This window comes from Pseudomonas sp. SLBN-26 (genome assembly GCF_006715895.1).
Classification (GTDB): Bacteria; Pseudomonadota; Gammaproteobacteria; order Pseudomonadales; family Pseudomonadaceae; genus Metapseudomonas; species Metapseudomonas otitidis.
This window is the reverse complement of the sequence record NZ_VFOB01000001.1, coordinates 956174-980691: the sequence shown is the minus strand read 5'-3', so window position 1 is coordinate 980691 and position 24518 is coordinate 956174. Positions and strand designations below refer to the sequence as shown.

General features: G+C 68.7%; 24 protein-coding genes. 16 read left to right on the top strand and 8 right to left on the bottom strand.

Features of this window, described 5'->3' with window-relative positions:
• Positions 1 to 135 precede the first annotated feature (135 nt).
• Complete coding sequence (locus tag FBY21_RS04500; RefSeq protein ID WP_142008953.1) at positions 136 to 1431, top strand: OprD family porin; 1296 nt, start codon at positions 136 to 138, stop codon at positions 1429 to 1431.
• Between the two features lie 122 nt (positions 1432 to 1553).
• On the opposite strand, the gene FBY21_RS04495 is transcribed toward FBY21_RS04500, so the two are convergent.
• The 5 genes from FBY21_RS04495 to FBY21_RS04475 all read right to left on the bottom strand — a co-directional run bounded on the left by FBY21_RS04495 (position 1554) and on the right by FBY21_RS04475 (position 7027).
• Positions 1554 to 2714 carry an MFS transporter gene (locus FBY21_RS04495; RefSeq protein ID WP_142008950.1) on the bottom strand — a complete coding sequence of 387 codons (1161 nt, stop codon included), beginning with the start codon at positions 2712 to 2714 and terminating at the stop codon, positions 1554 to 1556.
• 40 nt (positions 2715 to 2754) lie between these two features.
• Positions 2755 to 3237, bottom strand: a complete 483-nt coding sequence (locus FBY21_RS04490; RefSeq protein ID WP_142008948.1) for a DUF3237 domain-containing protein — start codon at positions 3235 to 3237, stop codon at positions 2755 to 2757.
• Between the two features lie 45 nt (positions 3238 to 3282).
• Complete coding sequence (locus tag FBY21_RS04485) at positions 3283 to 4380, bottom strand: polyamine ABC transporter substrate-binding protein (protein WP_142008946.1); 1098 nt, start codon at positions 4378 to 4380, stop codon at positions 3283 to 3285.
• A gap of 20 nt (positions 4381 to 4400) precedes the next feature.
• Positions 4401 to 5735 (bottom strand): alginate export family protein, encoded by a 1335-nt coding sequence (locus FBY21_RS04480; RefSeq protein ID WP_142008943.1) that lies wholly within the window; start codon positions 5733 to 5735, stop codon positions 4401 to 4403.
• 116 nt (positions 5736 to 5851) lie between these two features.
• Complete coding sequence (locus FBY21_RS04475; RefSeq protein WP_232060853.1) at positions 5852 to 7027, bottom strand: serine hydrolase; 1176 nt, start codon at positions 7025 to 7027, stop codon at positions 5852 to 5854.
• Between the two features lie 236 nt (positions 7028 to 7263).
• Between FBY21_RS04475 and FBY21_RS04470 the strand changes: the two genes are divergently transcribed.
• The gene (locus tag FBY21_RS04470) at positions 7264 to 7887 is read left to right on the top strand and encodes a TetR/AcrR family transcriptional regulator (protein WP_074971774.1); all 624 of its coding nucleotides are present in this window, start codon (positions 7264 to 7266) and stop codon (positions 7885 to 7887) included.
• A gap of 6 nt (positions 7888 to 7893) precedes the next feature.
• Here the strand turns inward: FBY21_RS04470 and FBY21_RS04465 are convergent, their stop codons facing one another.
• On the bottom strand, positions 7894 to 8601 hold the full coding sequence (locus tag FBY21_RS04465; protein ID WP_142008939.1) for a GntR family transcriptional regulator: 708 nt from the start codon (positions 8599 to 8601) through the stop codon (positions 7894 to 7896).
• A gap of 202 nt (positions 8602 to 8803) precedes the next feature.
• On the opposite strand from FBY21_RS04465, the gene FBY21_RS04460 reads away from it, so the two are divergent.
• Together FBY21_RS04460 and FBY21_RS04455 are read left to right on the top strand one after the other, a co-directional pair.
• Entirely contained in the window at positions 8804 to 9862 is a 1059-nt protein-coding gene (locus tag FBY21_RS04460; RefSeq protein WP_142008937.1) for an aromatic ring-hydroxylating oxygenase subunit alpha, read from the top strand.
• Entirely contained in the window at positions 9862 to 10806 is a 945-nt protein-coding gene (locus tag FBY21_RS04455; protein ID WP_142008935.1) for a PDR/VanB family oxidoreductase, read from the top strand. The genes FBY21_RS04460 and FBY21_RS04455 overlap by 1 nt, the downstream gene beginning before the upstream one ends.
• Before the next feature lie 33 nt (positions 10807 to 10839).
• Here FBY21_RS04455 and FBY21_RS04450 read toward each other — a convergent pair whose 3' ends face one another.
• On the bottom strand, positions 10840 to 11592 hold the full coding sequence (locus FBY21_RS04450; protein ID WP_142008933.1) for an SDR family NAD(P)-dependent oxidoreductase: 753 nt from the start codon (positions 11590 to 11592) through the stop codon (positions 10840 to 10842).
• A gap of 10 nt (positions 11593 to 11602) precedes the next feature.
• Positions 11603 to 12382, bottom strand: a complete 780-nt coding sequence (locus FBY21_RS04445) for an SDR family NAD(P)-dependent oxidoreductase (RefSeq protein ID WP_142008930.1) — start codon at positions 12380 to 12382, stop codon at positions 11603 to 11605.
• Between the two features lie 90 nt (positions 12383 to 12472).
• Here FBY21_RS04445 and FBY21_RS04440 point away from each other — a divergent pair, with 90 nt between their 5' ends.
• The 12 genes from FBY21_RS04440 (at position 12473) to FBY21_RS04385 (ending at position 24507) form a co-directional block, all read left to right on the top strand.
• The gene (locus FBY21_RS04440) at positions 12473 to 13360 is read left to right on the top strand and encodes a LysR family transcriptional regulator (RefSeq protein ID WP_142008928.1); all 888 of its coding nucleotides are present in this window, start codon (positions 12473 to 12475) and stop codon (positions 13358 to 13360) included.
• 122 nt (positions 13361 to 13482) lie between these two features.
• Complete coding sequence (locus tag FBY21_RS04435; RefSeq protein ID WP_142008926.1) at positions 13483 to 14235, top strand: substrate-binding periplasmic protein; 753 nt, start codon at positions 13483 to 13485, stop codon at positions 14233 to 14235.
• Between the two features lie 45 nt (positions 14236 to 14280).
• Positions 14281 to 14979, top strand: coding sequence for an alpha/beta fold hydrolase (locus FBY21_RS04430; protein ID WP_142008924.1), 699 nt, complete (start codon positions 14281 to 14283; stop codon positions 14977 to 14979).
• Between the two features lie 70 nt (positions 14980 to 15049).
• Entirely contained in the window at positions 15050 to 16873 is a 1824-nt protein-coding gene (locus FBY21_RS04425; protein ID WP_142008922.1) for a PAS domain-containing protein, read from the top strand.
• Positions 16870 to 17499, top strand: a complete 630-nt coding sequence (locus FBY21_RS04420) for a response regulator (RefSeq protein WP_142008920.1) — start codon at positions 16870 to 16872, stop codon at positions 17497 to 17499. The genes FBY21_RS04425 and FBY21_RS04420 overlap by 4 nt, the downstream gene beginning before the upstream one ends.
• Before the next feature lie 130 nt (positions 17500 to 17629).
• Entirely contained in the window at positions 17630 to 18868 is a 1239-nt protein-coding gene (locus FBY21_RS04415) for a methyl-accepting chemotaxis protein (protein WP_142008917.1), read from the top strand.
• Positions 18869 to 18877: 9 nt separating this feature from the next.
• The gene (locus FBY21_RS04410; RefSeq protein ID WP_074971784.1) at positions 18878 to 19246 is read left to right on the top strand and encodes a response regulator; all 369 of its coding nucleotides are present in this window, start codon (positions 18878 to 18880) and stop codon (positions 19244 to 19246) included.
• 13 nt (positions 19247 to 19259) lie between these two features.
• Positions 19260 to 19565, top strand: a complete 306-nt coding sequence (locus FBY21_RS04405; RefSeq protein ID WP_044404612.1) for a lipid asymmetry maintenance protein MlaB — start codon at positions 19260 to 19262, stop codon at positions 19563 to 19565.
• Positions 19565 to 21730 carry a chemotaxis protein CheA gene (locus FBY21_RS04400; RefSeq protein WP_142008915.1) on the top strand — a complete coding sequence of 722 codons (2166 nt, stop codon included), beginning with the start codon at positions 19565 to 19567 and terminating at the stop codon, positions 21728 to 21730. Before FBY21_RS04405 ends, FBY21_RS04400 begins: the two co-directional genes overlap by 1 nt.
• The gene (locus FBY21_RS04395; RefSeq protein WP_044404618.1) at positions 21727 to 22254 is read left to right on the top strand and encodes a chemotaxis protein CheW; all 528 of its coding nucleotides are present in this window, start codon (positions 21727 to 21729) and stop codon (positions 22252 to 22254) included. The genes FBY21_RS04400 and FBY21_RS04395 overlap by 4 nt, the downstream gene beginning before the upstream one ends.
• A gap of 29 nt (positions 22255 to 22283) precedes the next feature.
• The gene (locus tag FBY21_RS04390; RefSeq protein ID WP_142008912.1) at positions 22284 to 23918 is read left to right on the top strand and encodes a methyl-accepting chemotaxis protein; all 1635 of its coding nucleotides are present in this window, start codon (positions 22284 to 22286) and stop codon (positions 23916 to 23918) included.
• 55 nt (positions 23919 to 23973) lie between these two features.
• Positions 23974 to 24507: a chemotaxis protein CheW gene (locus FBY21_RS04385; protein ID WP_142008910.1), complete on the top strand. Its 534-nt coding sequence runs from the start codon at positions 23974 to 23976 to the stop codon at positions 24505 to 24507.
• Positions 24508 to 24518: the final 11 nt, after the last annotated feature.

The window sequence follows — 24518 nt, the reverse complement described above, 5'->3', positions numbered from 1 at the left end:
GCAAACAAGTTAATGTTTTTAATGTTCGATTAACGGCCACTCCCAATTGATAAGCCGGATCGGCACTTCCATCCTGCGGTCGCGATCGGCCCTGCGCCGTCGCATGCCCACAAGAACAACAAAAGGACTCCGCACATGCCTGCACGCCCTGGTCGCGCCCAGCGCCCGCACCCGCTTTGCCACCTTTCGCCGCTGCTGCTCAGCCTGGCCACCGGAACCGCCCTGGCGGACGGCTTCGTCGACGACAGCCACGCCAGCCTGACCCTGCGCAACTACTACCTGGACCGTGACTACCAGGACGATGGCGCCAAGTCCGAAGCCCGCGAGTGGGCCCAGGGCTTCATCCTCAAGTTCCAGTCCGGCTTCACCCCCGGCCCGGTGGGCTTCGGCCTGGATGCCACCGGGCTGCTGGGGGTCAAGCTCGACTCCTCGCCCTCGCGCAGCGGCACCGAGCTGCTGCCGGTGTCCCCCAGCAGCGGCCGCGCCGCCGACGAGTACGCACGCCTGGGGCTGACCGGCAAGGTGAAGGTCGACAAGAGCCTGCTGCAGGCCGGTGACCTCAACCTGGCCCTGCCCTCGGCGCTCTCCAGCCCCTCGCGCCTGCTGCCGCAGACCTTTCGCGGGGCGTACCTGACCTCCGGCCAGGTGGAGGGCCTGACCCTGCATGCCGGCTACCTGGACCGCATCGCCAAGCGCAACTCCACCGACTACGAGGCCATGTCCATCGCCTCGCCCAACGGGCGCTTCAACGGGCGCGCCACCACGTCCCACGTGGACCTGCTGGGGGCCGACTACGCCGTCAGCCCGGCGCTCACGCTCAAGGCTCATTACCTGGAAGCCCCTGACCTCTACGACCAGGCCTACCTCGGCCTGCTGCACAAGCTGCCCGTGGGCCCCGGCAACCTGAGTACCGACGTGCGCGCCTTCTTCAGCGACGACAACGGCCGCGCCGAAGCCGGCAAGGTGGACAACCGCCACCTCTCCCTGCAGTTCGCCTACGGCCTGGGCGGGCACCGCTGGACCCTGGGCTATGCGCACCAGTCCGGCGACACCGCCACGCCCTACCTCTCCGGCACCGAGCTGATGGGCATCAGCGAGATGACCATGAGCTCGGACTACCTCAACGCCCGGGAGCGCATGTGGCAGGCGATCTGGGACTACGACTTCGCGGCGTCCGGCGTGCCGGGCCTGACCGCACGGTTGCGCTACGTGCGCGGGGACCACATCGAGCTGGCGGCCCTGCGCGCCGATGACCGCAAGGAGCGCGAGCTGCAGTGGGAGGCCGGCTACGTGATCCAGGAAGGGCCGCTGCGCAACGTCGGCTTCCGCGTGCGGCAGTCCTTCTACCGCAACGACTTCCCCACCGGTGCCGCCTTCCGCGACGAGAACCAGACCCGCTTCCTGGTGACCTACACCCTGCCGATCTGGTAGCCGCCGGCAACCGACCGTCGCGGCAACGGTTCGCGACGGTCCTGCGCCCTGCCCCGCCCTTGGCGCGGCCGCACCTCTGTCGACCAGGGGCTGCATTGGAAGCAAGGCGCACGGCATGCCGATCAATCCGCAAGAAAGCGCCCGACGGGTCGGCGCTGGGCCATGCGTGCGAGCAGTTGCAGCACACCGCCGAACAGCACCGCCACCAGGGAGAAGGTGAAGATCAGCCCCTGGCCGTCGCTGCCCATCGCCAGGCTCAGCAAGGTGGGTGCGCTGGCAGCCGAACTCACCTGCACCACGCTGATCAGGCGCGCCAGGCGCCCGTCCGGGTCATGGGTGACCACGGCGGCCATGTAGTAGGTCAGCGCCAGGACCCAGCCGAAGTTCATCAGGAACACCACGCCCGCCAGCCCGGCGGCGTGTTCGACGCCACGGGCCAGCAGCACCACGGACAGCGCGACGCATAGGCTGCCGACGAGGATCATCGGCAAGCGCCCGACCCGCCGGCCGAGTAGGCTCGGCAGGCCGGCACCGGGCAGCCCGCCCAGCAGCCCGAGGCTGACGGCCCAGCCCACCTGGGCGGCATCCAGCCCTTGTTCACCGGCCAGCCCGTCGACGAAGCCCCACACCGCGTAGATGGAAAACTGCAGGCAGAGCATGCCCAGCAGCGCGGCGATGCCGACACCTGCCGAGCCGCAGGCAGCAGGGCCGCTCAGCACCGCCTCGCCAACCTCCAGCTGGCGCGGCAGCACGCCACACGCCCACCACGCCAGCGCGAACCAGCCGGTGATCACCCCCAGGGCAACCCCGCCTCCGAGGTGCTCGGCCAGCTGCGGAACGACGGCCGCCATCAGCGCGAAGACCAGGGTCTGCGTCAACAGCAGCAGGCCGAAGGAGCGGTCCGGCCCCGGCATCTGCCCCAGGGCGAACACCGCCTGTGCATAGAGCGCACCGGAAGCCATTCCGGCCAGCAACCGCAGCGCCAGCAGCGGCCCCAGGGCGTTGGCCAGGCAGGCAGCGGCGTTGAACAGCACCAGGGCAGCCGCCATGGACTGGCAAGCCAGGCGATTGCCCAGGCGCGCGGCAAACAGCGGAACCAGCAGCGTGCCGATTACCGAGCCACACATTTCCACGGCGATCAGGGTGCCCTGCTGGGGCAGCGAGAGGCCGAGGCGTTCGGCCATCAGGCCGATGAAGACCGGCTGGATGCCCACCACCAGGATGGCGATGGCGGCCACGAAGATGCAGGCCGCGCGGGCGGCTCGCGAGTGATGCGTGATCATGGTGTCGAATCCTGAAAGGCGGGCGCGAGGCCCGGGCGGGTCAGTCCAGCCGGTAGATGCGGATGACGACCCGGTCCTCGCCGGGGTAGGTCACCCGCCCGATGAAGGCGGCCTCGGTGAGCCAGCCGAGCGCGCCCCGTGCCACCTGGAAGCGCGGGCTGCAGGTGCAGCGATAGAGGTGTTCCGGCAACGGCCAAGTGCCCTCGTCTTCACGGCGGCGGCCCTCCTCGCTGAGCACCAGGAAGCCCCGGTTGTGCACGTTGATCAGCTCGCCCCGGTCGGTACGCAGGCTGTAGGTGGCGTCCAGGTCGCCGACCCCATCCGGACGCAGGCAGTAGAAGTCGGCGCCACCGGGCAGCACGTCGCCTTGCAGGTCCGGGCCGACGAAATGTCCACCGAGGATCGGGTAGTTGGCACGACGCCCGTCGATGGCCTCCCCCAGGGTCTGGGGTTCGCCGATGGCCACGTCCAGGGTCATCACCCACTCCAGCGCCGGTGCCGGCACGCTCATGTCGTCTTGCATGGGTCGCTCCTCGCAAGGGGCCCGGGTCGCCCCGGGCCGGCGGGGTCAGTGGGAGGTCTTCACGGTCGTCCAGGTGCGGGTACGCACCCGCTCGGTGGCGGAAGACACCGGTTCCAGCGGGAACAGCGTCCGGCGCACCTCGTCGGAGACGTACATGTTCGGGTCGTTGCGGATCTCCGGCGACACCAGGGCGGTGGCGTCCTTGTTGGGGTTGGGATAGCCGATGGCATCGCTGATGCGGGCGATCACCTCGGGCCGCAGGATGTAATTGATGAAGGCGTGGGCCTCGTCAGGATGCGGGGCCTTGGCCGCCACGGCCATCACGTCGGACCACATCGGCGCGCCCTCCTTCGGCATCGCCATGGTCACCTTCACGCCCTTGCCGGCGGCGTTGGCCAGCTTGCGCGCCAGTGCCACCCCGCCGGACCAGCCGACGGCGACGCAGATCTCGTCGTTGGCCAGGTCCATGCCGTAGCGCGAGGAGTTGAAGTAGGTGACGTAGGGGCGGATCGCCTGCAGCGCCTCGGCGGCCTTCTTGTAGTCGCCGCGATCCTCGCTGTTGGGCGGCAGCCCTTGGTAGTGCAAGGCGATGGGCAGGATTTCGTTGCCGGCATCGAGGAACCCGACCCCGCAGCTGGCGAGCTTCGAGAGGTTCTCGGGCTTGAAGATGATGTCCCAGGTGTTCATCGCCACGTTAGGCCCCAGGGCCGCCTGCACCTTGTCGACGTTGTAGCCGATCAGGGTGGTGCCCCAGAGGTAGGGCACGGTGAAGCGGTTGCCGGCATCGCCCACCGCTTCGAGGCTGGTCATGAAGGTGGGGTCCAGGTGCTGCCAGTTGGGCAGCTTGGCGCGGTCCAGCGGTTCGAAGGCGCCGGCAGTGATGAGCTTGCCGATGTTGGCGCTGCTGGGGAACACCACGTCATAGCCGGAGTTGCCGGTGAGCAGCTTGGACTCCAGGGTCTCGACGCTGTCGAACACGTCGTACACCGGGCGGATGCCGGTCTCCTTCTGGAAGTCCTTGAGCACGTCGGGCGGCAGGTACTCGATCCAGTTGTAGATGCGCACGGTGCGCTCGTCGGCGTGGGCGCCGGCCAGGGTGGCAAGCGCCAGGGTCAGGGCGGCCGCGATGCGGAAGGGTTTCATGGCGAGGTCTCCTGGCGCGATCAGTAACGGTAGGTGAAATAGAGCTCGAGGGCGCTGAAGCGGTCGTCGTTGCCGAACACCTGCTTGGCGGCCGCCTTCGGGTCCACCCAGTTGTACGACAGCGAGGTGTACAGCCGCTCGGTGGGCGTCCAGTCGAGGTACACCACGCTCTCGTCGGCAAAGCGGCGGTCATCGACGGCCACGCCCTGGTAGTTCTTCTCGTCCAGCCAGAACTGGTAGTGGATGGCCCCCAGGGCCAGGGTCTGGCTCAGCCGGGTCTTCACCGAGAACTGCTGCACCTGCTCGTTGCTGTTGAAGAGCACGTAGTTGCCCATCACGTCGCCCACCAGCCAGGTGCTCCAGTCGACGAAGCCCTTGGCCAGCGGGTCCCAGGATTTCTGGGTGGTGTCGGTGACGTCGTCGTCGCCGGAGAACACCGCGTAGCGATAGCCCAGCACCGGGGTCAGCGGCAGCGTCTCGAAGGCGTAGTCGGCCTGGGCGTACCAGGCCTTGGCGTCGTAGTCGACACCGTCGCCGCTGCCGCGCTGCACCGCATATTCACCGTTCAGGGTCAGCGCATCCAGGCCTGGCAGCTTGCCGTTCAGTGCACGCAGGTTGTAGACGTGCATGCCGTCGCGGCGGATCGGCGTGCTGTAGTGGCGGGTCAGCGAATCCACGCTCATCGCCATGGCGCCCAGGGTGACCTGGCCGTCGAGGTCGTAGTCGAGGTTGGCGCCGTTGAGGCGGTAGTCGCCCAGTTGGGTGTCGGTGCGCAGGCTGAAGGCCTGGACCTTCAGGGCGCCGTGGTCCCAGGCGAGGAGCCCGGAGTCACGGAAGGCGGTGCGCGGGCCGAGCCAGTAGGCGCCGTCATCCAGGGCGTCGAGGTTGCCGTCCATGACGATGAAGCCGGTGCCCACCTTGTAGTTCTGCCGGCCGGCGGTGAAGGTCCACTCGCCGGCTCGGAACCCTGCGTACAGTTCCTCGGTGGAGACCTGGCCATCGGAGCTGCGGGTGAAGCCGCCGGCATCGCCGTCGCCCAGGGTCTTGGAGGCGACCACCGAGCCACCGGCGATCAGGTCGAAGTCCGGTGTGACCCCGTACTTCAGGGTCACGCCCGGCTTCAGGTACATCTCCTGCCAGTCGACGCGGGTGCCGCCGTTGCGGCCGTTGCGCTGGTCGACGCGGCCGGCGCCGAAGTTGACGTTGCGGGTCATGACGGTGGAGGCGCCTGCCGTGAGGGTCGCCTCGCCGGAGAGGTCGCCCTCTTCGAAGGTGTAGCCGGCCAGTGCGGCCTGACTGGCCAGCGGGAGGGCGAGCGCGGTCAGCGCCCGCTGGAAACGCAGGGTGCGGTACATGGTGAGCTCCTGTGCATTTGTTCTTGTGTTACAGGGCAGTGGAAGTGGGCAGCTGGGCCGCCGAACGCCCGCCGGGGCGGGCGAATCCGGAATCGGTGTTCCGTGTTGGAATCAGGTCAGGCCTTCAGGTGTGCGGCGATGGCCCTCAGCATGCGGACGCTGTCGGCGTCGAGGTCGGTAACGGCCTCGGGCAACGAGGACTGCTTGACGATCACCACCCGCGACGGCCAGTCGATGAACAGGTACTGGCCATGGATGCCGCCGGCCATGAGCGCCAGGCTGTGGTCGTTGAACACGTACCACTGGCTGCGGTACGAGGCGCCGGGGGTCCACTCGGAGAAGTCGGCGTTGGCCGCGTAGATCGCCGGATCGGCGCCGGCGGCGATGCGCTCGATGGTGTCCGCGCCCAGCAGCTGGCGGCCCTGGTGACGTCCACCATTGGCCAGCAGCAGGCCGAAGCGCCCCATGTCACGCAGGGTGGCGCTGAAGCCGGCACCAGCCACGCCCCGCCCCCAGGGGTCGGCCATGAAGTAGCCGTCACGCTCGCAGCCCAGCTCCTGCCAGACCCGTTGCAGCATCGCCGGGCAACTCTCGCCGCTGGCGCGCTCCATCACCCAGGCGAGGGCCTCGGTGGTGGCGGTGACGTAGTGGAAGAAGCCGCCGTGCTCGCCCTTCTTCTGCAGCGACGGCAGGTACTCGTAGAGCGAAGCGTAGCGCGCGTAGGCCACGGGCGCCGGCTGGAAGCCGCAGGCGTAGCCGTACTGGGAGCTTTCCGAGTCGGGGTCGTCGTAGACCTCGCTGTAGTCGATGCCCACGGCCATGTCGAACAGCTGGCGCACGCTGGCATCGCCGAAGGCACTGCCGGCGAGTTCCGGCACGTAGTGGGCGGCCGGCAAGGCCGGATCCAGCACGCCATCGCTGACCAGTTGCTCGCCGAGCGTGCCGATCAGCGACTTGGTGACCGAGAACATGATGTGGCGGTCCTGCGGACGCTGGCCGCCGAAATAGCGCTCGCAGACCACCTCACCGGCCTTGAGCACCAGGAAGGCGTCGGTGTGGCTGGCCAGCAGGTGCTCCTGCACCGATACCGACGCGCCGCTGACGCTTTCGAAATGCAGGCCTTCCAGGCTGCGCGTGGCCGCCGGGAACACGCTGGCCGGGCCGGGGCCCGCCTCCACATCGATGCTCGGGCGCAGCCGCGCCAGGGAGCGGAAGCCCCAGCGGTTGTAGGGCGGGCTCATCCAGTTGCCCCAGGTCACCCGCTGTTCGGGTGCGGCGGGGAAGCCCTGCATCAGCGGCGTTTCGGGCTCTCCGGCCTGGACAAGGCGACGGGCGTGCTCATACAGCGGGACAAGGGGGTGGGCGTTGGGGTGACTCATCTCGGCATTCCTGGACAGGTGACTCTGCGTGTGGAGCAGATGCCCAGAAATGATTAATCCGATTATTTATTTAAGTCAATAAAGTTTTTGTACCGATCAACGCACTCCGTCTATCATCGCCGCCACATGCACCCGAGCCGAGGAATTCAGTGAGCGGACTACGAGAACGTCAGAAGGAACTGCGCCGCCAGGCCATCGCCGAGAGCGCCGTCGCCCTGTTCAAGAGCCAGGGGTACGGCAACACCACCGTCGAGCAGATCGCGCGCCAGGCCGGCGTCTCGGTGCCCACGGTGTTCAAGTACTTCGGCAGCAAGCAGGAAATCATCCTGGAGATGCTCAAGGAGGCCGACCGCCGCGCCATCCTCGACAGCCACGAACTGCCGCTGGACGGCGAGCCGGTGGACGTGCTCTGCCAGCTGGAGCAGCGCATCGTCGGCTATGCCCTGACCATGCTGCCGGCGGCGCTGTGGCGCGAGCTGCTGCCGCTGGTGCTCATCGGCGGCAGCGACGGCCTGCCGGAGGCCTACCGCCAGTTGAACAGCAACCTGCAACGGGAAATCGCCGGGGTGCTGCGCGCCCTGCAGCAACGCGGCAGGCTGCGCGCCGACCTGGACGTGGAGCTGGCCGCCTTCCTGCTCAACGACTATTCCCACCTGCAGTTGCTGCGCCTGACCAGCACCGACGAGCCGGACCTGGCCGCCCACCGCGAGCAGGTCCGCCGCACCACCCAGTTGATCTTCGACGGCATGCGCGCCCTGCCGCCGCGCGACTGAGTCACCTCAGGAAAGGATCTTCAGCCCCTCCACCGGGCCGTCCTGGCCACCGAACAGGCGTGCATAGCGCAGCGTCGCGTTGGCGTGCTCACGCATGATCGCCTCGGCCCGGGCGCCCTGCCCGGCCAGCAGCGCGTCCACCACCGTGTGGTGCTGCAGGTGAGCGAAGTTGAAGCGGCGGAACTCACGGGCGAGGTCGTTGCGATCCACCGCCAGGGAGCTGACCGAGGCGAACGGCAGGTGCTCGTTGCGCGCCAGGGCATCGGCGATGGCCGGGTTGCCGCTGGCCTCGATGATCACCTGGTGGAAGCGCTTGTTGATGTCGTGGTATTCGGCCAGGTCGTCTTCGCTGACATGGCCCTTCTCGAACAGCCGGTCGCCGTCGGCAAGGCATGCCAGCAGCACGGCCCGTGCCGCCTCCGACACACCCCGTTCGGCCGCCTGGCGCGCCGCCAGCCCTTCCAGCACACCGCGCACTTCCACGGCACCGACCAGGTCGTCGAAGGTCACCTGGCGCACGGCGAAGCCGCGTGCGCCCTGGCGAATCAGCAGCCCCTCCTGCTCCAGGGCGCGGAAGGCCATGCGCACCGGCATGCGCGACACCCCCAGGCGTTCGGCCGTGGGAATCTCGGCGATGCGCTCACCGGCGGGGATCTCGCCATCCACGATCATCTGCCGCAGGCGGTTCAGCACCCGTTGCCCTGCTCCACTCATGCGCGCCCCTTGGGATCCAACTTCACGAAGGCCCGTACTCTAGCCAGCCGCCCAACCCCCTGCCAGGGGCCCGACGCAGGCCTTCCTTGTCTCAGCGTTCGCTGATCGCACGGTTATTGGATCCAATCAGCCGTACACCATGGATTCTACCCGCCCGAAGCGCCAGCATTGGATCCAATACAACAACAACGAGGACCACCCCATGTTCCCGAAGAATGCCTGGTACGTCGCCTGCACCCCGGATGAAATCGATGGCAAGCCCTTGGGCCGCATGATCTGCAACGAACGGATGGTGATCTACCGGGGGGCCGGCCAACGTGTCGCGGCCCTGGAGGACTTCTGCCCCCACCGCGGCGCGCCGCTGTCCCTTGGATCCATTCAGGACGGCAAGCTGGTGTGCGGCTACCACGGCCTGGTGATGGACTGCGACGGCCGTACCGCCTCCATGCCAGCCCAGCGGGTGCAGGCGTTTCCCTGCATCCGCGCGTTCCCGGCCCAGGAGCGCCACGGCTTCATCTGGGTCTGGCCCGGCGACGCCGCCCTCGCCGACCCGGCCCTGATCCCCCACCTGGAGTGGGCCGAAAACCCGGCCTGGGCCTACGGTGGCGGGCTCTACCACATCGCCTGCGACTACCGGCTGATGATCGACAACCTCATGGACCTGACCCACGAGACCTACGTCCACGCCTCCAGCATCGGCCAGAAGGAAATCGACGAGGCGCCCGTGTCCACCCGCGTGGAAGGCGACAGCGTCATCACCAGTCGCTTCATGGAAGGCATCCTGGCCCCGCCCTTCTGGCGCGCCGCCCTGCGCGGGAATGGCCTGGCCGACGACGTGCCGGTAGACCGCTGGCAGATCTGCCGCTTCACCCCGCCCAGCCATGTGCTCATCGAAGTCGGCGTGGCCCACGCCGGCCGAGGGGGCTACGACGCCCCCGCCGACTGCAAGGCGAGCAGCATCGTGGTGGACTTCATCACCCCCGAGACGGACACCTCCATCTGGTACTTCTGGGGCATGGCGCGCAGCTTCCGCCCCGAGGACGCCGAACTGACCGCGCGCATCCGCGAGGGCCAGGGCGCGATCTTCGCCGAGGACCTGGAGATGCTCGAACAGCAGCAGCGCAACCTGCTGGCCTGGCCCGAGCGGCCCCTGCTCAAGCTCAACATCGACGCCGGCGGCGTGCAGTCCCGGCGCATCATCGAGCGCCTGGTCAACGCCGAACGCGCCGCCGAGGCCCAGCTCATCGGGAGGCAAGCCTGATGCTCGACCTGATGATCCGTGGCCTGCGCCTGGAGGCGCCGGGCATTCTCGGCCTGGAACTGGTGGCTGCCGACGGCGCGCCCCTGCCCGCCTTCGAGGCCGGCGCGCACCTGGACCTGCACCTGCCCGACGGCCTGGTGCGCCCCTACAGCCTGTGCAACGCCCCCGGCGAGACGCACCGCTACTGCCTCGCCGTGCTGCTGGACCCGGCATCCCGGGGCGGCTCCCGCGTCGTGCACGAACAGCTGCGGGTCGGCCAGCGGCTGACCACCAGCGCACCGCGCAACCTCTTCCCCCTTGTGGTCGAAAGCAGCCGCAGCCTGCTGTTCGCCGGCGGCATCGGCATCACCCCGATCCTCGCCATGGCCCAGGCGCTGGCGGCCCGGGGCGAGGCATTCGAGCTGCATTACTGCGTGCGCTCGCGCAAGCTCGCGGCCTTCATCGACTGGCTGGAGGCCAGCCCCTTCGCCGCGCACGTTCACCTGCACGCCGACGACGGCCCCACGCCCTTCGACGCCCCCGCGCTGCTGCGGGACGCCGGCGACGCCCACCTCTACGTGTGCGGGCCGGGCGGCTTCATGGAGCACGTGCTGGGCTGTGCACGCGCAGCCGGCTGGGACGAAACGCGCCTGCACCGCGAGTACTTCGCCGCCCCCGTGCAACCCACCGGCGCGGCGCGCGCCTTCGAGGTGCGCCTGGCACGCAGCGGCCTGACCCTGCAGGTGCCGGCCGAGCGCAGCGTCGCCCAGGTGCTGGACGACGCCGGGGTGTGCATCCCGCTGGCCTGCGAACAGGGCATCTGCGGCACCTGCCTGACCCGGGTGCTGGACGGCGAACCCGAGCACCGCGACAGCTTCCTCACCGACGCGGAGCGGGCCCGCAACGACCAGTTCACCCCCTGCTGTTCGCGGGCCCGCAGTACCTGCCTGGTGCTGGACCTCTAGCAGGACGACCCGGGCGGCTTGGCGGTGCCCGGGTCAGTTACCGGCCGACAGCCCGCAGTCGATGGCCAGGTCCGCCCCGGTGATGGAGCGCGCCAGGGGCTGGCAGAGGAAGTGGCACAGCTCGGCCACTTCCTCCGGCTGGATGAAGCGCGCCCGTTCGCCCTGGGGGTACTTGGCCAGCAGCTCGCGGTAGTAGCCGTCGGGGTCGCCGTTGCCGTAGCGCTCGGCCTGGAAGGTCAGCATCGGGGTGACGATGTCCCCCGGGGACACCGCGTTGCAGCGCACGCCGTCCGGCGCCAGGTCCAGGGCCAGGGTCTTGGTCAGCAGTGCCACCCCACCCTTGCTGGCGCAGTAGGCGGCGGCGTTGCGGTTGCCCTGGCGCCCCGCATCGCTGGAGATGTTGACGATGCTGCCCTGGGTGGCGCGCAGGTGCGGGATGGCCGCCTTGCACATGAAGAACACGGCCTTGAGGTTCACCCCCAGCACCAGGTCGAAGTCCTCCTCACTGAAGTGCTCCACCGGGCCTTCGCGCCAGATGCCGGCGGCATTGACCAGCGCGTCCAGCCGGCCAAAGGCGCTGACCGCGGCCGCGACCACCGCCTCGCAGTTGTCCGGGCGACGGATGTCAGCGGCGGCGATGGCGCACCCGGGGAACGCCTCGCGCACCTGCTCCAGGCCGGCGGCGTCCACGTCGGTGGCCAGTACGCTCCAGCCCGCCTGGTGGAAGCGCTTCACCAGGCTTCGCCCCAGGCCTCCGGCGGCGCCGGTGATGATGATGCTGTTCATGCGGTGCTCCTCAGGGGGCCTTGTTTTCGATCAGGCAGTTGCCGCCATCCACCACCAGCAGTTCGCCGGTGATGTAGCTGGCTTCGGGTGAGGCCAGGAAGGCCACCGCCGCCGCCACCTCCTCCGGCCGGCCGGCGCGCCCCACCGGCACGTAGCCGGCGGCATGGCGCTCCTCGTCGGTGCTGGAGGCAGTGGCGATCCAGCCCGGGGCCACGCTGTTGACGGTGATGCCGTGGCGCGCCACTTCCAGCGCCAGCCCCATGTTCATTCCCACCATGGCGGCCTTGGCCGCGCTGTAGGCCGCCTCGCCGGGATTGCTGCCACGGGTGCCGGTGGTGGAGCTGATCTGCACGATGCGCCCGTAGCCCCGTGCCTTCATGCCCGGCAGCACGGCACGGGTGAGCAGGAAGGCGGTGGTGAGATTGCGCGCCAGGGACAGGTTCCAGGTCGCCAGGTCCATCTCCGCGACCTCGGCGAAGGGCTCCGGGCTGCCCTGCATGGCCATGCCGGCGTTGTTGACGAGGACGTCGATGCGGCCCCAGCGGGCTTCGGCCCAGCTCGCCAGCTCCGCCACCTGGGCCTCGTCGGTGAGGTCCGCCGGGCGGCCTTCCGCCTCGAACCCCTCGGCGCGCAGCTCGGCCACCCGCTGGGCGATGCGCTCGCTGCTGGCGGTGATCACCAGGCGTGCGCCCGCCTGGCCCAGCCGTCGGGCGATGGCCATGCCGATGCCCGCCTCGCTTCCGGCGCCGCTGATCAGCGCCACCTGCCCCTGCCACCCTGTGGTTGTCATGGTCATGCTCCTGCTGGTTGTGATGGCGCTGGAAATTAGGCCCCTTTCGCTGATAGAAAAAGACGACCGTCATCAGCCGAACTGACAACCATGGCCTTCAGCCGCGACACCCTGCGCACCTTCCTCGCCGTGCTCGACCACGGCTCCTTCTCCGCCGCCGCGCGCCAGCTCGGGCGTGTGCCCTCGGCGGTGAGCATGGCCGTCTCGCAGCTGGAGGCGGAGCTGGACCTGGTGCTGTTCGACCGCTCCACCCGCAAGGCCCTGCCCACCCCGGCGGCACTGGCCCTGGAACCCCAGGCCCGCCAGGCCGCCAGCCAGCTCAACCTGCTGGACGCCCATGCCCTGCAACTGCACCAGGGGCTGGAGCGACGGCTCAGCCTGGCCATGGCGCCGGAGCTGCAGAGCGGCCCCTGGAGCCGCCCGCTGGCCAGCCTCGCGCGGGAGTTCCCGGCCCTGGAGGTGGAAGTCCGCTCGGCGCCCCAGGCCGAAGCCATCCGCCTGCTGCATGCCGGCGAAGTGCAACTGGCGCTGGTGTTCGAACGGCCGGGCATCGACGAGCGCGAGGCCTTCCAGGAAGCCGGCAGCCAGGTGCTGGTGGCCGTGGCGGCCCCGGACTTCGCCCCCGGCCCCCTGGACGAGCGGGAGATGGCCACGCGGCGGCAGATCATCGTCGCCAGCGGCGCGCCCACGGCCTCGGACCCGCAGATCGTCCTGGCCCACCGCGTCTGGCTCTGCGACAGCCACCTGGCGGCGCTGGAGCTGGTGCAGGCCGGCGTCGGCTGGGCCTACCTGCCCGAACCCCTGGTGGCGCCGCTGGTGGCCGGTGGATCGCTGGAAACGGTGCGCTTCGACAACATGAGCAGCCACCTGCGCATCGGCGTCGACATCGTCTGGCTGAAGGCGAACCCGACCGGCCTCGGCGCCCGACGCTACCTGGCGCTGATGCGCGAGCAACTGGCCAGCAGCACCCCGGTGTGACCCTGGGCCGCCGAGGGCGGTCTCCCCCCTACGGGAGTCGGGTTGCACCCCTGCGCTTTCGGCTCCACAGTTCCGGCATCCACGCCCCTCGACGGACGCGGGCCATAACAGAAGAACCTCCCATGCGATTCCTTTCTGCCTTTCTGATCCTGCTGTTCCCGGCGTTTGCGCTGGCCGGGGCCGATACCCTGCGCGTGGACCTGCGCGACCGCCCGCCCGAGATGTGGAGCATCGACGGGCGCCCCACCGGCCCCCTGGTCAAGGTGCTGGAAGTGGCCGCCGAGCGCGCAGGCCTGCACCTGGAATGGCGCTACGCGCCCTTCGCCCGCAGCCTGGCGGACCTGCGCGAAGGCCGCATCGACCTGGTGCCCCGGGTGCTGCCCGATCCCGAGCGCGACCGCTACCTGCACTACCTGCCGAGCATCGGCACCCAGGACAAGGACATCCTCTTCGCCATCCGCCCCACCCGGCAGGTGGAACGCTACGAAGACCTGGCGCCCCTGCGCATCGGTATAAAGCGCAGCAGCCTGTACTTCCCGCGCTTCGACGCCGACACCGCCCTGAACAAGCAGCCGGCGGTGGACGACGACATCCTGGTGCGGATGTTCCGCGCCGGCCGTATCGACGCCATCGCCGTGTTGGACAAGGCCGCCATCGACACTGCCTTCGATAACATCCGCTTCCGCGACTACGCCTACGCCGGGTTGCGCGAGCCGATCCGCATCGAAAACCGCTTCGCCGCCTCGCAGAAGCTTTATGACAGCGGCCGCGCAGCGCTCTACGATCGCCTCGGCCGCGAGCTGGACGCCATGCGCCGCAACGGCGACGTGGTGTCCATCTACCGCGAACAAGGCGTCGAACCGCCCACCCCCTGAACCCATCGATGCCCGGCCCCGCCGGGCCGCCGTATCGAGTACCTCATGACCCCTTCACCCGATGCCCTGCTCCTGCTGCCGGGCCTGCTCAATGACTCGCGCCTGTGGGCCCACCAAGCCGACGCCCTGCGCGCGGAGCGGCCGGTGCACGTCGCCGACCTGACCCGTGACGACAGTATTCCCGCCATGGCCCGCCGGGTACTGGCCGAGGCCCCGCCGCGCTTCGCCCTGGGCGCCCTCTCCATGGGCGGCTACGTGGCCTTCGAGATCCTCCGCCAGGCGCCGGAGCGGGTCACCCGCCTGGCCTTGGTGGACACCATGGCCAGCCCGGACAGCCCCGAGCGTGCGGCCAACCGCAAGGGCCTGCTGGAGCTGGCGCGCCACGGCCGCTTCGTCGGCGTCAGCCCGCAGTTGCTGCGCCGGCTGATCCACCCCCGCCACCTGGGCACCCCAGTGGCCGACACCGTGCGCGCCATGGCCCGCGATGTAGGGCGGGAAGGCTTCATCCGCCAGCAACAGGCGATCATCCACCGCCAGGACGCCCTCGACCTGCTGCCACAGCTGACGCTCCCCACGCTGATCCTGGTGGGCGCCGACGACCTGATCACCCCGCCCGCCGAAGCGCGCCTGATGCACGCCGCCATTCCCGGCTCGCGCCTCGCAGTCATCCCCGAGTGCGGCCATCTGCCGCCCCTGGAGGCGCCGGAGCAGACGCTGTCGTTGCTGCGGGAATGGCTGGCCTGAGCAAAAACCTGCCAGTACTTCGCCACTGATCCATACTCCTTCGGTCGCATCGCACGTGATCGGGGGATTCATGGGCAACCATGCAGACGAAAGCATCTATCGCCGTGCATTCGAGTCGTCCTCGGTAGGCTTGGCCCTGCTGGGGCTAGATGGCCGCATCCAGCACATCAACCGGACTCTGGTGGAGATGCTCGGGCAACCCGCAGCCGACCTGCTCGGCACCTCACTGGACGCCCTGCTGCACCCGCGCGACCGCCATGCGGTCCTCCGTGCTTTCGACCGGGCGCAGCGCCAGCATGAGGACCTGGAGTGCGGCGAGGTGCGCTTGGCCACCTCGGCAGCCACACCCCAATGGCTGCACCTGGGCCTGCGCATGGTCGAGGACGACCATGGCCAGCCCACCCATTACCTGGTGCGCCTGCAACTGCCCCTGGGGCATCGCCAGCGTGCCGAACAGATGTACCTGCTGAGCTACGCCCTGGACTACACCGCCGACGGGGTGCTGCTGCTGGATGGCGAACGGCACATCCGCTACCTCAACGAGGCGGCCTGCCGCCTCACCGGGCAGCCACGCCACCGCTTGCTGGGCCAGTCCCTGTCCCAGGTCCTCGCGCCGCTGGCCGGCAAGCTGGCGGACCTGCTGGCCGACGACGAGAGCCTGCAGGAGGCAGTGGAGAGCCAGCGCATCCTCAGCTGCGAACTGCAGGTGCCCGGCGAGGACTCGCCGCGCTACGTCACCCTCCAGTTCAGCCACTTCCACTACAACCAGCGCCCCTACAGCCTGGCGCTGATCCACGACTTCACCGAGCAGCGGCGCATCGCCGACGCCCTGCTGCGCAACGAGCGGCAGTTCCGCGCGCTGATCGAGAACACCCCCGACGCCATCGGCCGGCTGACCCCCGACTTCCGCCTCATCTACGCCAACCCGGCCCTGGAGGCGCTGTGCCGCCTGCCCCTGGTGGAGGCCCGCGGCCGCCCGGCACGGGAAGCCTTCGGCGACAACTCGCAGGTCGACATCATGGCCGACCTGGTGCGCGAGGTGGCCGCCACCGGCGAGTCCATGGAGGAGGAGCTGATCCACGGTATCGAGGGCCCGAGCGACCAGCAGATCCACTACCTCATGCAACTGGTGCCGGAGCGCAATGCCGAGGGCGAAGTGACCAGCGTCATCTCCGTGGCCCGCGACATCAGCGGCATCCGCAAGGCCGAACGGCGCCTGGCGGCCAGCAACCGCCAGCTGCGCGAACTGTCCAGCCGCCGGGAAAGCGCCCGCGAGGAGGAGCGCAAGCTGATCGCCCGGGAAATCCATGACGAGCTCGGCCAGCACCTCACCGCTCTGCGCATGGGCATCTCCCTGCTGCGTCTACGGCACGGCGAGCAGGCACCGGGGCTCGGCGAGGGCGTGGAGCGGCTCATGGCCCTGTGCGACCGCACCATCGGCGTGGTCCGCTCCATCGCCACCAGCCTGCGTCCCGCCGCCCTCAACATGGGTCTGTACCCCGCACTGGAATGGCTGATCGACGAGTTCCGCAGCCACCACACGCAGATCGCCTGCGAGCTGGTGGCCCACAGCGGCGCGCCGGCGCTGGACGACAGCCAGGCCACCACCGCCTTCCGCATCGTCCAGGAGGCGCTGACCAACATCGCCCGCCATTCCGGCGCCAGCCGCGCGGTGATCAGCCTGGAGCGGCTCGACGACCGCTACGTGCTGGACATCACCGACAACGGCCACGGCTTCGACCCGACCAAGGTCGGCAAGCGCTCCCTGGGCCTGGCCGGCATGCGCGAGCGCGGCACCAGCCTGGGCGGCGAGGTGGTGATCTTCAGCCACCCGGGCCAGGGCACCACGGTGCAGGCCACCTTCCCCGTCAACGAGCCTTCGGAGTCCCCATGACCCGCATCCTCATTGCCGACGACCACGCCATCATGCGCGGCGGCCTCAAGCAGTTGATCGAGTTCGACGCCCGCCTGCAGGTGGCGGCCGAAGCGGAGAACGGTGCCCAGGTGCTGGAGCAGCTGCGGGCGGGCGAATTCGACCTGCTGCTGCTGGACATGAGCATGCCCGGGCTCAGCGGCGAGGACCTGATCAGCCGCGTGCACGGCCGCTACCCGCGCCTGCCGATCCTGGTGCTGAGCATGCACAACGAGGCGCAGATCGCCCAACGCGCCCTGCGTGCCGGGGCCAGCGGCTACCTGACCAAGGACCACAACCCGGAAACCCTGCTGGCTGCCATCCATCGGGTGGCCAGCGGCGGCCGCTACCTCGACCCGCGCATCGCCGAGCAGCTCGCCTTCGCCAGCAGCAGCCCCACGGACGACGCGACCGCCCAGCTCTCCGACCGCGAGTTCCAGATCCTCCGCCTGCTGGCCCAGGGCCTCAGCGTCAACCAGATCGCCGACCAGCTGGTGATCAGCAACAAGACCGTCAGCACCCACAAGACCCGGCTGATGGAGAAAATGGGCTTCACCTGCAACGCCGACATCATCAAGTACGCCATGACCCACGGCCTGACGGCCTGACCGGGCCGTCTGCCCCGCCACATCCGACGGCCCGCCATCACGCGGCCCCTCGGGAAATCCCTACAAAAAAGCAGGATGTCCCGAGGCCATCACCGGGATAGGACGATAGGGCCGATCACGCCCCGCGCCCATGCTGGACACAACCCCGCAACGCGTTGCCGCTGCGGGCCCCGTGTCCTCAAGGAGCGCGACCGTGACGAGCCCGAACCCTACTTCCAGCGTCCCCTGGCTGCCCATCGCACTCTGCGGTGCCGGTTGCGCGGTGCTGTTCTGGACGGCCAGCCAGTTCCCCTCCCCGGCCTGGGCCCTGGCGGCCGTGGCGCCCACGCTGCTGCTGTGGGTCGTCATCGCCCAGCGTGACGGCGCCCACCAGCAGGCCCTGCACCGCACCCATGACGAGGCCCTGGCCGAAGGTGCCCGCCAGGAGGCCGAGCACCATGTACAGGGGCTGCCGGAGCTGTGCACCCGCATCGCCCCCATCTGGTCGGCCCAGATCGAATCCGCCCGCCACCAGACCCAGACCGCCATCGAAGCCCTCGCCGAGCGCTTTGCCCGCCTAGCCGGCCGCATCAGCGACGCCGTCTCCAGCGGCATGCAGGCCGACAGCGATGCCCTGGTCACCCTGCTGGCCCAGAGCGAAGTGGAGCTGGAAGACATCGTCAGCCAGCTGCGCCTGGCGCTCTCCAGCAAGGAGAGCCTGCTGCAGGAGGTGGAGCGGCTGAACAGCTACACCGCCCAGCTGCGCACCATGGCCAAGGAAGTGGGCGACGTGGCCAAGCAGACCAACCTGCTGGCCCTCAACGCCGCCATCGAAGCCGCCCGCGCCGGTGAAGCCGGACGCGGCTTCGCCGTGGTCGCCGACGAGGTGCGCAAGCTCTCCACCCTCTCCGAGGAAACCGGCAAGCGCATCGGCGACACCATCGAGACCGTCAGTGGCGCCATCGAGCGCACCCTGCAGGTCTCCAACGAACACGCCACCCGCGACGCCGGAACCCTGGAGAACGCCAGCCAGGTGATCCGCCAGGTGATCGCCCAGTTCCGCTCCGGCGCCACCCGCCTGGTGGAACAGGGCAACGCCCTGCGCAACGACAACGCCGTGGTCGGCGAGGAAATCTCCGAGGTGCTGGTGGCCCTGCAGTTCCAGGACCGGGTCAGCCAGATGCTCGGCCACATGCGCGACGACATCAGCCGCCTGGCCCAGCACCTGGAGGAGGACGACGCCCGCCACGTGGATGCCCGCTCCTGGCTCGACGAGCTCTCCCGCACCTACACCACCCCCGAACAGCACGCCATCCACCAAGGCCGCAAGAGCAGCCAGAGCACCACCAGTGGCGCCAGCGACTCCGCTTCCGACATCACCTTCTTCTGAGGACCGATCATGGCCAAGACCATTCTCATCGTCGACGACTCCGCCTCCATCCGCCAGGTGGTGGGCATGACCTTGAAAAACGCCGGCTACGACGTGCTCGAAGGCGTCGACGGCAAGGACGCGCTGACCAAGCTGGACGGCCGCAAGGTCCACCTGATCATCAGCGACGTGAACATGCCGAACATGGACGGCCTCACCTTCCTGAGGAACGTCAAGCAACTGGCGGCCTACAAGTTCACCCCCGTGATCATGCTCACCACCGAGGCCGGCGACGCCATGAAGTCCGAAGGCCAGGCCGCCGGGGCCAAGGCCTGGGTGGTCAAGCCCTTCCAGCCGGCCCAGATGCTGACGGCCGTTTCCAAGCTGATCCTGCCGTGATCGGGAGACTGCCATGAGCACCCTGGAATCCCCCGATGGCAGCCGCCGCCTGGCCCTGGACAGCGCGCTGACCATCTACACCGCCGCCGACACCAAGCTGCTGCTGGCCAACGCCCTGCAAGGCGCCGTGGCCCTGCACCTGGACCTCAGCGCCATCGAGGAAGTGGATTGCGCCGGCCTGCAGCTGCTGCTGGCGGCCTGCCAGGAGGCTCGGCGCCAACACGTCAACCTCAGCCTCGAAGGGGCCAGCCCGGCCATGACCGAGATCCTGCAACTGAGCGGCCTGCGCGACCTGCTCCCCATCGGAGGGCTGCACTGATGAACCTCGACAGCGTGATCGGCACCTTCATCGCCGAAAGCCGGGAACTGCTGCAGCAGATGGAAGACGCCCTGCTGCAGATCGAGCAATCCCCGGAAGACCCCGAACTGATCAACGCCATCTTCCGCGCCGCCCACACCATCAAGGGCTCATCCGGGCTGTTCGGCTTCGACTCCATCGTCGCCTTCACCCACGTGGCCGAGAGCGTGCTGGACCGCGTCCGCGCCGGCGAACTGCCGTTCAGCGCCGACCTCAGCGCCCTGATGCTGCTGGTGGGCGACCACCTGGCCGGCCTGGTCAACCACCTCGCCGAGGGCCGCGACCTGGCCGAGCTGCCGGAGGTGATGGGCATCCACGAAGCCGAACTGGTGCAACGCCTCAGCCAGTACCTGAACAACACCCTGGCCGCCACCGCCGAAACGCCTTCCGAATGCGCAGCCGCCCCCCACGATGGCGTCGCCAGCCAGCACTGGCACCTGTCCCTGCGCTTCGGTGCCGACAGCCTGCGCGACGGCATGGACCCGGTGTCCTTCCTGCGCTACCTCGTCACCTTCGGCGACCTGCTGCACATCGAACCGGTGCTCGACCACCTGCCCAGCTTCGAGGCCCTCGATCCCGAAGCCTGCTACCTGGGCCTGGAAGTGGCCTTCACCACCGAGGCTGACCAGGCGGTGATCGAAGGCGCCTTCGACTTCGTCCGCGCAGAGGGCCGCATCCGCATCCTGCCGCCCGGCGCGCCCCTTGCCCGCTACGCCGAGCTGCTGGCCGAGCAGACCGATGAAGGCGAGGCCCAACGCCAGCGTCTGCTGCGTTGCGGCACCCTGAGCGAAGCCGAACTGGCCAGCCTCGATGCCCCGCAAGCCAACGAAGCCCAGGCCGTTTCCAGCCCCGAGGCACCGGCGGCCGCCGCCGAACCGGGCGAGACCGCCGCCGTCGGCAAGGCCCTCAAGGAAACCGCCCGCGCCAGCGGCGACGCCAACCTGATCCGCGTCGACGCCGGCAAGCTGGACCAGCTGATCAACCTGGTGGGCGAGCTGATCATCGCCGGCGCCAACACCCGCATGCTCGCCCAGGGCTGCGGCCTGGTGAACATGAGCGAATCCGCCGAGACCCTCTCGCGCCTGGTGGAGGAAGTCCGCGACTCCGCCCTGACCCTGCGCATGGTGCAGATCGGCGCCACCTTCAACCGCTTCCAGCGGGTGGTGCGCGACGTCTCCAAGGAGCTGGGCAAGGACATCGTCCTGCACATCAGCGGCGGTGACACCGAGCTGGACAAGACGGTGGTGGAGAAGATCGGCGATCCCCTCACCCACCTGGTGCGCAACGCCATGGACCACGGCATCGAGCCGGCCGAGCAGCGTCGCGCCAGCGGCAAGCCCCTGCAGGGCGTGGTGCGCCTGAACGCCTACCACGAAGCCGGCGGCATCGTCATCGAAGTAAGCGACGACGGCGGCGGCCTCAACCCGCAGAAGATCATCGCCAAGGCCGTGCAGCGCGGCCTGATCACCGAAGGCCAGCAGCTCTCGGACAAGGACACCTTCAACCTGATCTTCGAGCCGGGCTTCTCCACCGCCGACCAGATCAGCAACCTCTCCGGCCGCGGCGTCGGCATGGACGTGGTCAAGCGCAACATCACCGCCCTGCGCGGCACGGTGGAGCTGGACAGCCAACTGGGCGCCGGAACCTGCGTACGCATCCGCCTGCCGCTGACCCTGGCCATCATCGACGGCTTCCTGATCGGCGTCGGCAGCTCCAGCTACGTGGTGCCCCTGGACATGGTGGAGGAATGCATCGAGCTGCCCAGCAGCGAGCTGGACGACCTCGACCAGCTGGACCTGCGCGGCGACGTGCTGCCCTTCATCCGCCTGCGCAACCTGTTCGAGGAAGCCAGCCTGCGGCCCCGCCGGGAGAACGTGGTGGTGGTCAGCTACGCCGGGGTCCGCGCCGGCCTGGTGGTGGACCAGCTCCACGGTGAGTTCCAGACCGTCATCAAGCCCCTCGGCAAGGTCTTCGGCCAGGTCCCGTCGCTCTCCGGCTTCACCATCCTCGGCAGCGGCGCGGTGGCGCTGATCCTCGACATCCCCGGCCTGCTCGCCCAGTTCGCGCAGCCTGGCCGCCCTGGCGCTAGCGGCGCCGCCCTCAGCCAACGGAGTAGCCTGCAATGAGTACCGCCAGCCTGCCCCTGCCGGAATTCGTCGACGACGAACAGCGCCAGTACCTGACCTTCCGGGTCGGCCGTGACCTGTTCGGCGTCGCCACCCGCTACGTGCGGGAGATCCTCGAATTCCACGCCATCACCCAGGTGCCGATGATGCCGCCGCTGGTGCGCGGGGTGATCAACCTGCGCGGCGCCGTGGTGCCGATCATCGACCTCGCCGAGCGCTTCGGCCTCGGCAGCACCGAGCTGGGCCCGCGCACCTGCATCGTCATCATCGAGCTGCAGGACGGCGAGGAGGCCCAGTTGATGGGCGCCCTGGTGGATGCCGTCACCGCCGTCGCCGAGATCGAGCCGCCCGCCCTGCGCCAGGCCCCGGCCTTCGGCAGCCGCGTACCCCCGGAATACATCGAAGACCTCGCCCGTGTGGACGAACGCTTTCTCACCCTGCTGCGCATGGAGCAGGTGCTGAACGTCGACCAGATCGCCGCCCTGGCCGGCCAGCGCAACACCCCCCGACTGTCCCTCGTCTGATTGCGCAGACGCGCACAGGAGTCCTGAAAATGACCATCAGCAAAAAAATGATCCTCCTGGTGATGTCCGCCCTGCTCGGCATCATCCTGCTCTCCGGGATCGCCTACCAGCAGATGAACCAGGTCTACACCGCAGCCAACTTCGCCAACGTCAACTCGGTCCCGAGCATCGTGGCCTTGAACAAGCTGCGTAATGCGGTCAACACCCAGGTCCAACTGGTCTACACCCACATCCTCACCACCGACGACAAGACCATGGGGGAGATCGACGCCACCATCAAAACCAACCGCGATGACATCCAGGTCGCCATCGACGACTACGCCAAGTTGCTCGCCGATGATGAGGACCGGCAACTGCTGGACGCTGATCGCAAGGGCATCAGCGAGTTCCTGCAAGGCGCCGAGGCGGTCCTGGTGCTGTCGCGTACCAACCAGAACGAGCAAGCCCGTGACGGGATGATCCACCTCACCCTGAACGTCATCAATCCGCTGCGCGACACACTGAACAAGCACCGTGACTACAACGTGAAGATGGCCAATGACGCGGGTCTCAGCGCCGAGGCCACTCGCCAGCAGGCCACACTGATCTCCATCACCGTGTCCGTCATCACCCTGATCGTGATCGCACTGATTGGCGGCCTGATCACCCGCAACCTGCTGCGCCAACTGGGTGGCGAACCGGCCTACGCCGCCGATGTGGTCAGCCGCATCGCCGCCGGCGACCTGACCACCACCGTGGACACCAAGCCTGGCGATACCAGCAGCATGCTCGCCGCCATCAAGACCATGGTGGAGAAGCTCGGCCAGATCATCGGTGAAGTACGCAGCAACGCCGACTCCCTGAGCAGCGCCTCGGAGGAAATCTCCGCCACCGCCCAGAGCATGAGCCAGGGCGCCTCGGAACAAGCGGCTTCGGTGGAAGAAACCAGTGCCTCGATGGAGCAGATGTCCGCCTCCATCGCCCAGAACACCGAGAACGCCAAGGTCACCGACGGCATGGCCGGCAAGGCCGCCCGCGAGGCCAACGAAGGTGGCCAGGCCGTGCGCGACACCGTGTCGGCCATGAAGACCATCGCCGAGAAGATCAGCATCGTCGACGACATCGCCTACCAGACCAACCTGCTGGCTCTCAACGCCGCCATCGAGGCCGCACGGGCCGGTGAACACGGCAAGGGCTTCGCGGTAGTGGCCGCCGAGGTGCGCAAGCTGGCCGAGCGCAGCCAGGTGGCCGCCCAGGAGATCAGCGAAGTGGCCAAGAGTAGCGTCTCCCTGGCCGAACGCGCCGGCACCCTGCTGGACCAGATGGTGCCCTCCATCGCCAAGACCTCCGACCTGGTGCAGGAGATCGCCGCCGCCTCGGAAGAGCAGACCACCGGCGTCAGCCAGATCAACACGGCGATGAGCCAGCTCAGCGAGATCACCCAGCAGTCCGCCTCCTCCGCCGAGGAGCTGGCCGCCACCGCCGAGGAAATGAGCGGCCAGGCCGAGCAGCTGCAACAGCTGATGGACTTCTTCAAGGTCAACAACGGTGGCAAGGGCGGCCGTAGCGTCGGCGCCAAGGGCAAGGCGAGTGAGGCGCGCAAGGTCTCCCGCCCGGTCGTTGACGAAAGCGACAGTGACTTCGACGACGCGGTACCGGCTGGCTTCGTCCGCTTCCAGCACTGAACCGACCTCTCGATACCGTGACCGGGGCACCCACCGGTGCCCCCAGGAGCGAAGCATGTCCAGCTTCTTCAGCCGCCCCGGCGACGCTACCCAGCCGGATGCGCCCCAGCAGTACCTGACCTTCACCCTGGCCGACGAAGTGTTCGCCGTCGGCACCCGCAGCGTCCGCGAGATCATCGAATACGGCCACCTGACCCCGGTGCCGATGATGCCGTCCTGCGTGCTGGGGGTGATCAACCTGCGCGGTGGGGTCGTCCCGATCATGGACCTGCGCCAGCGCTTCGGCGCCGGTCAGACCGTCATCGGCCGCCGCAGCTGCATCGTCATCCTGGAAGTGGAGCGTGATGAGCTGCGCCAGGTGATGGGCATCGTCGTCGAAGCGGTTAACGCCGTGATCGAGATCGCCGCCCAGGACATTGAGCCGGCCCCCCGCTTCGGTGCCCGCATCCGCACCGATTTCATCCACGGCATGGCCAAGCTCGACGGCCACCTGGTGGTGCTGTTGAACATCGGCCAGGCGCTGTCCCTGGATGATCTGCAACGCCTGGCCGACGTCGGCAACGCCGGCGACCTGCAACAGTCGGCCTGAACAGGAGCCCG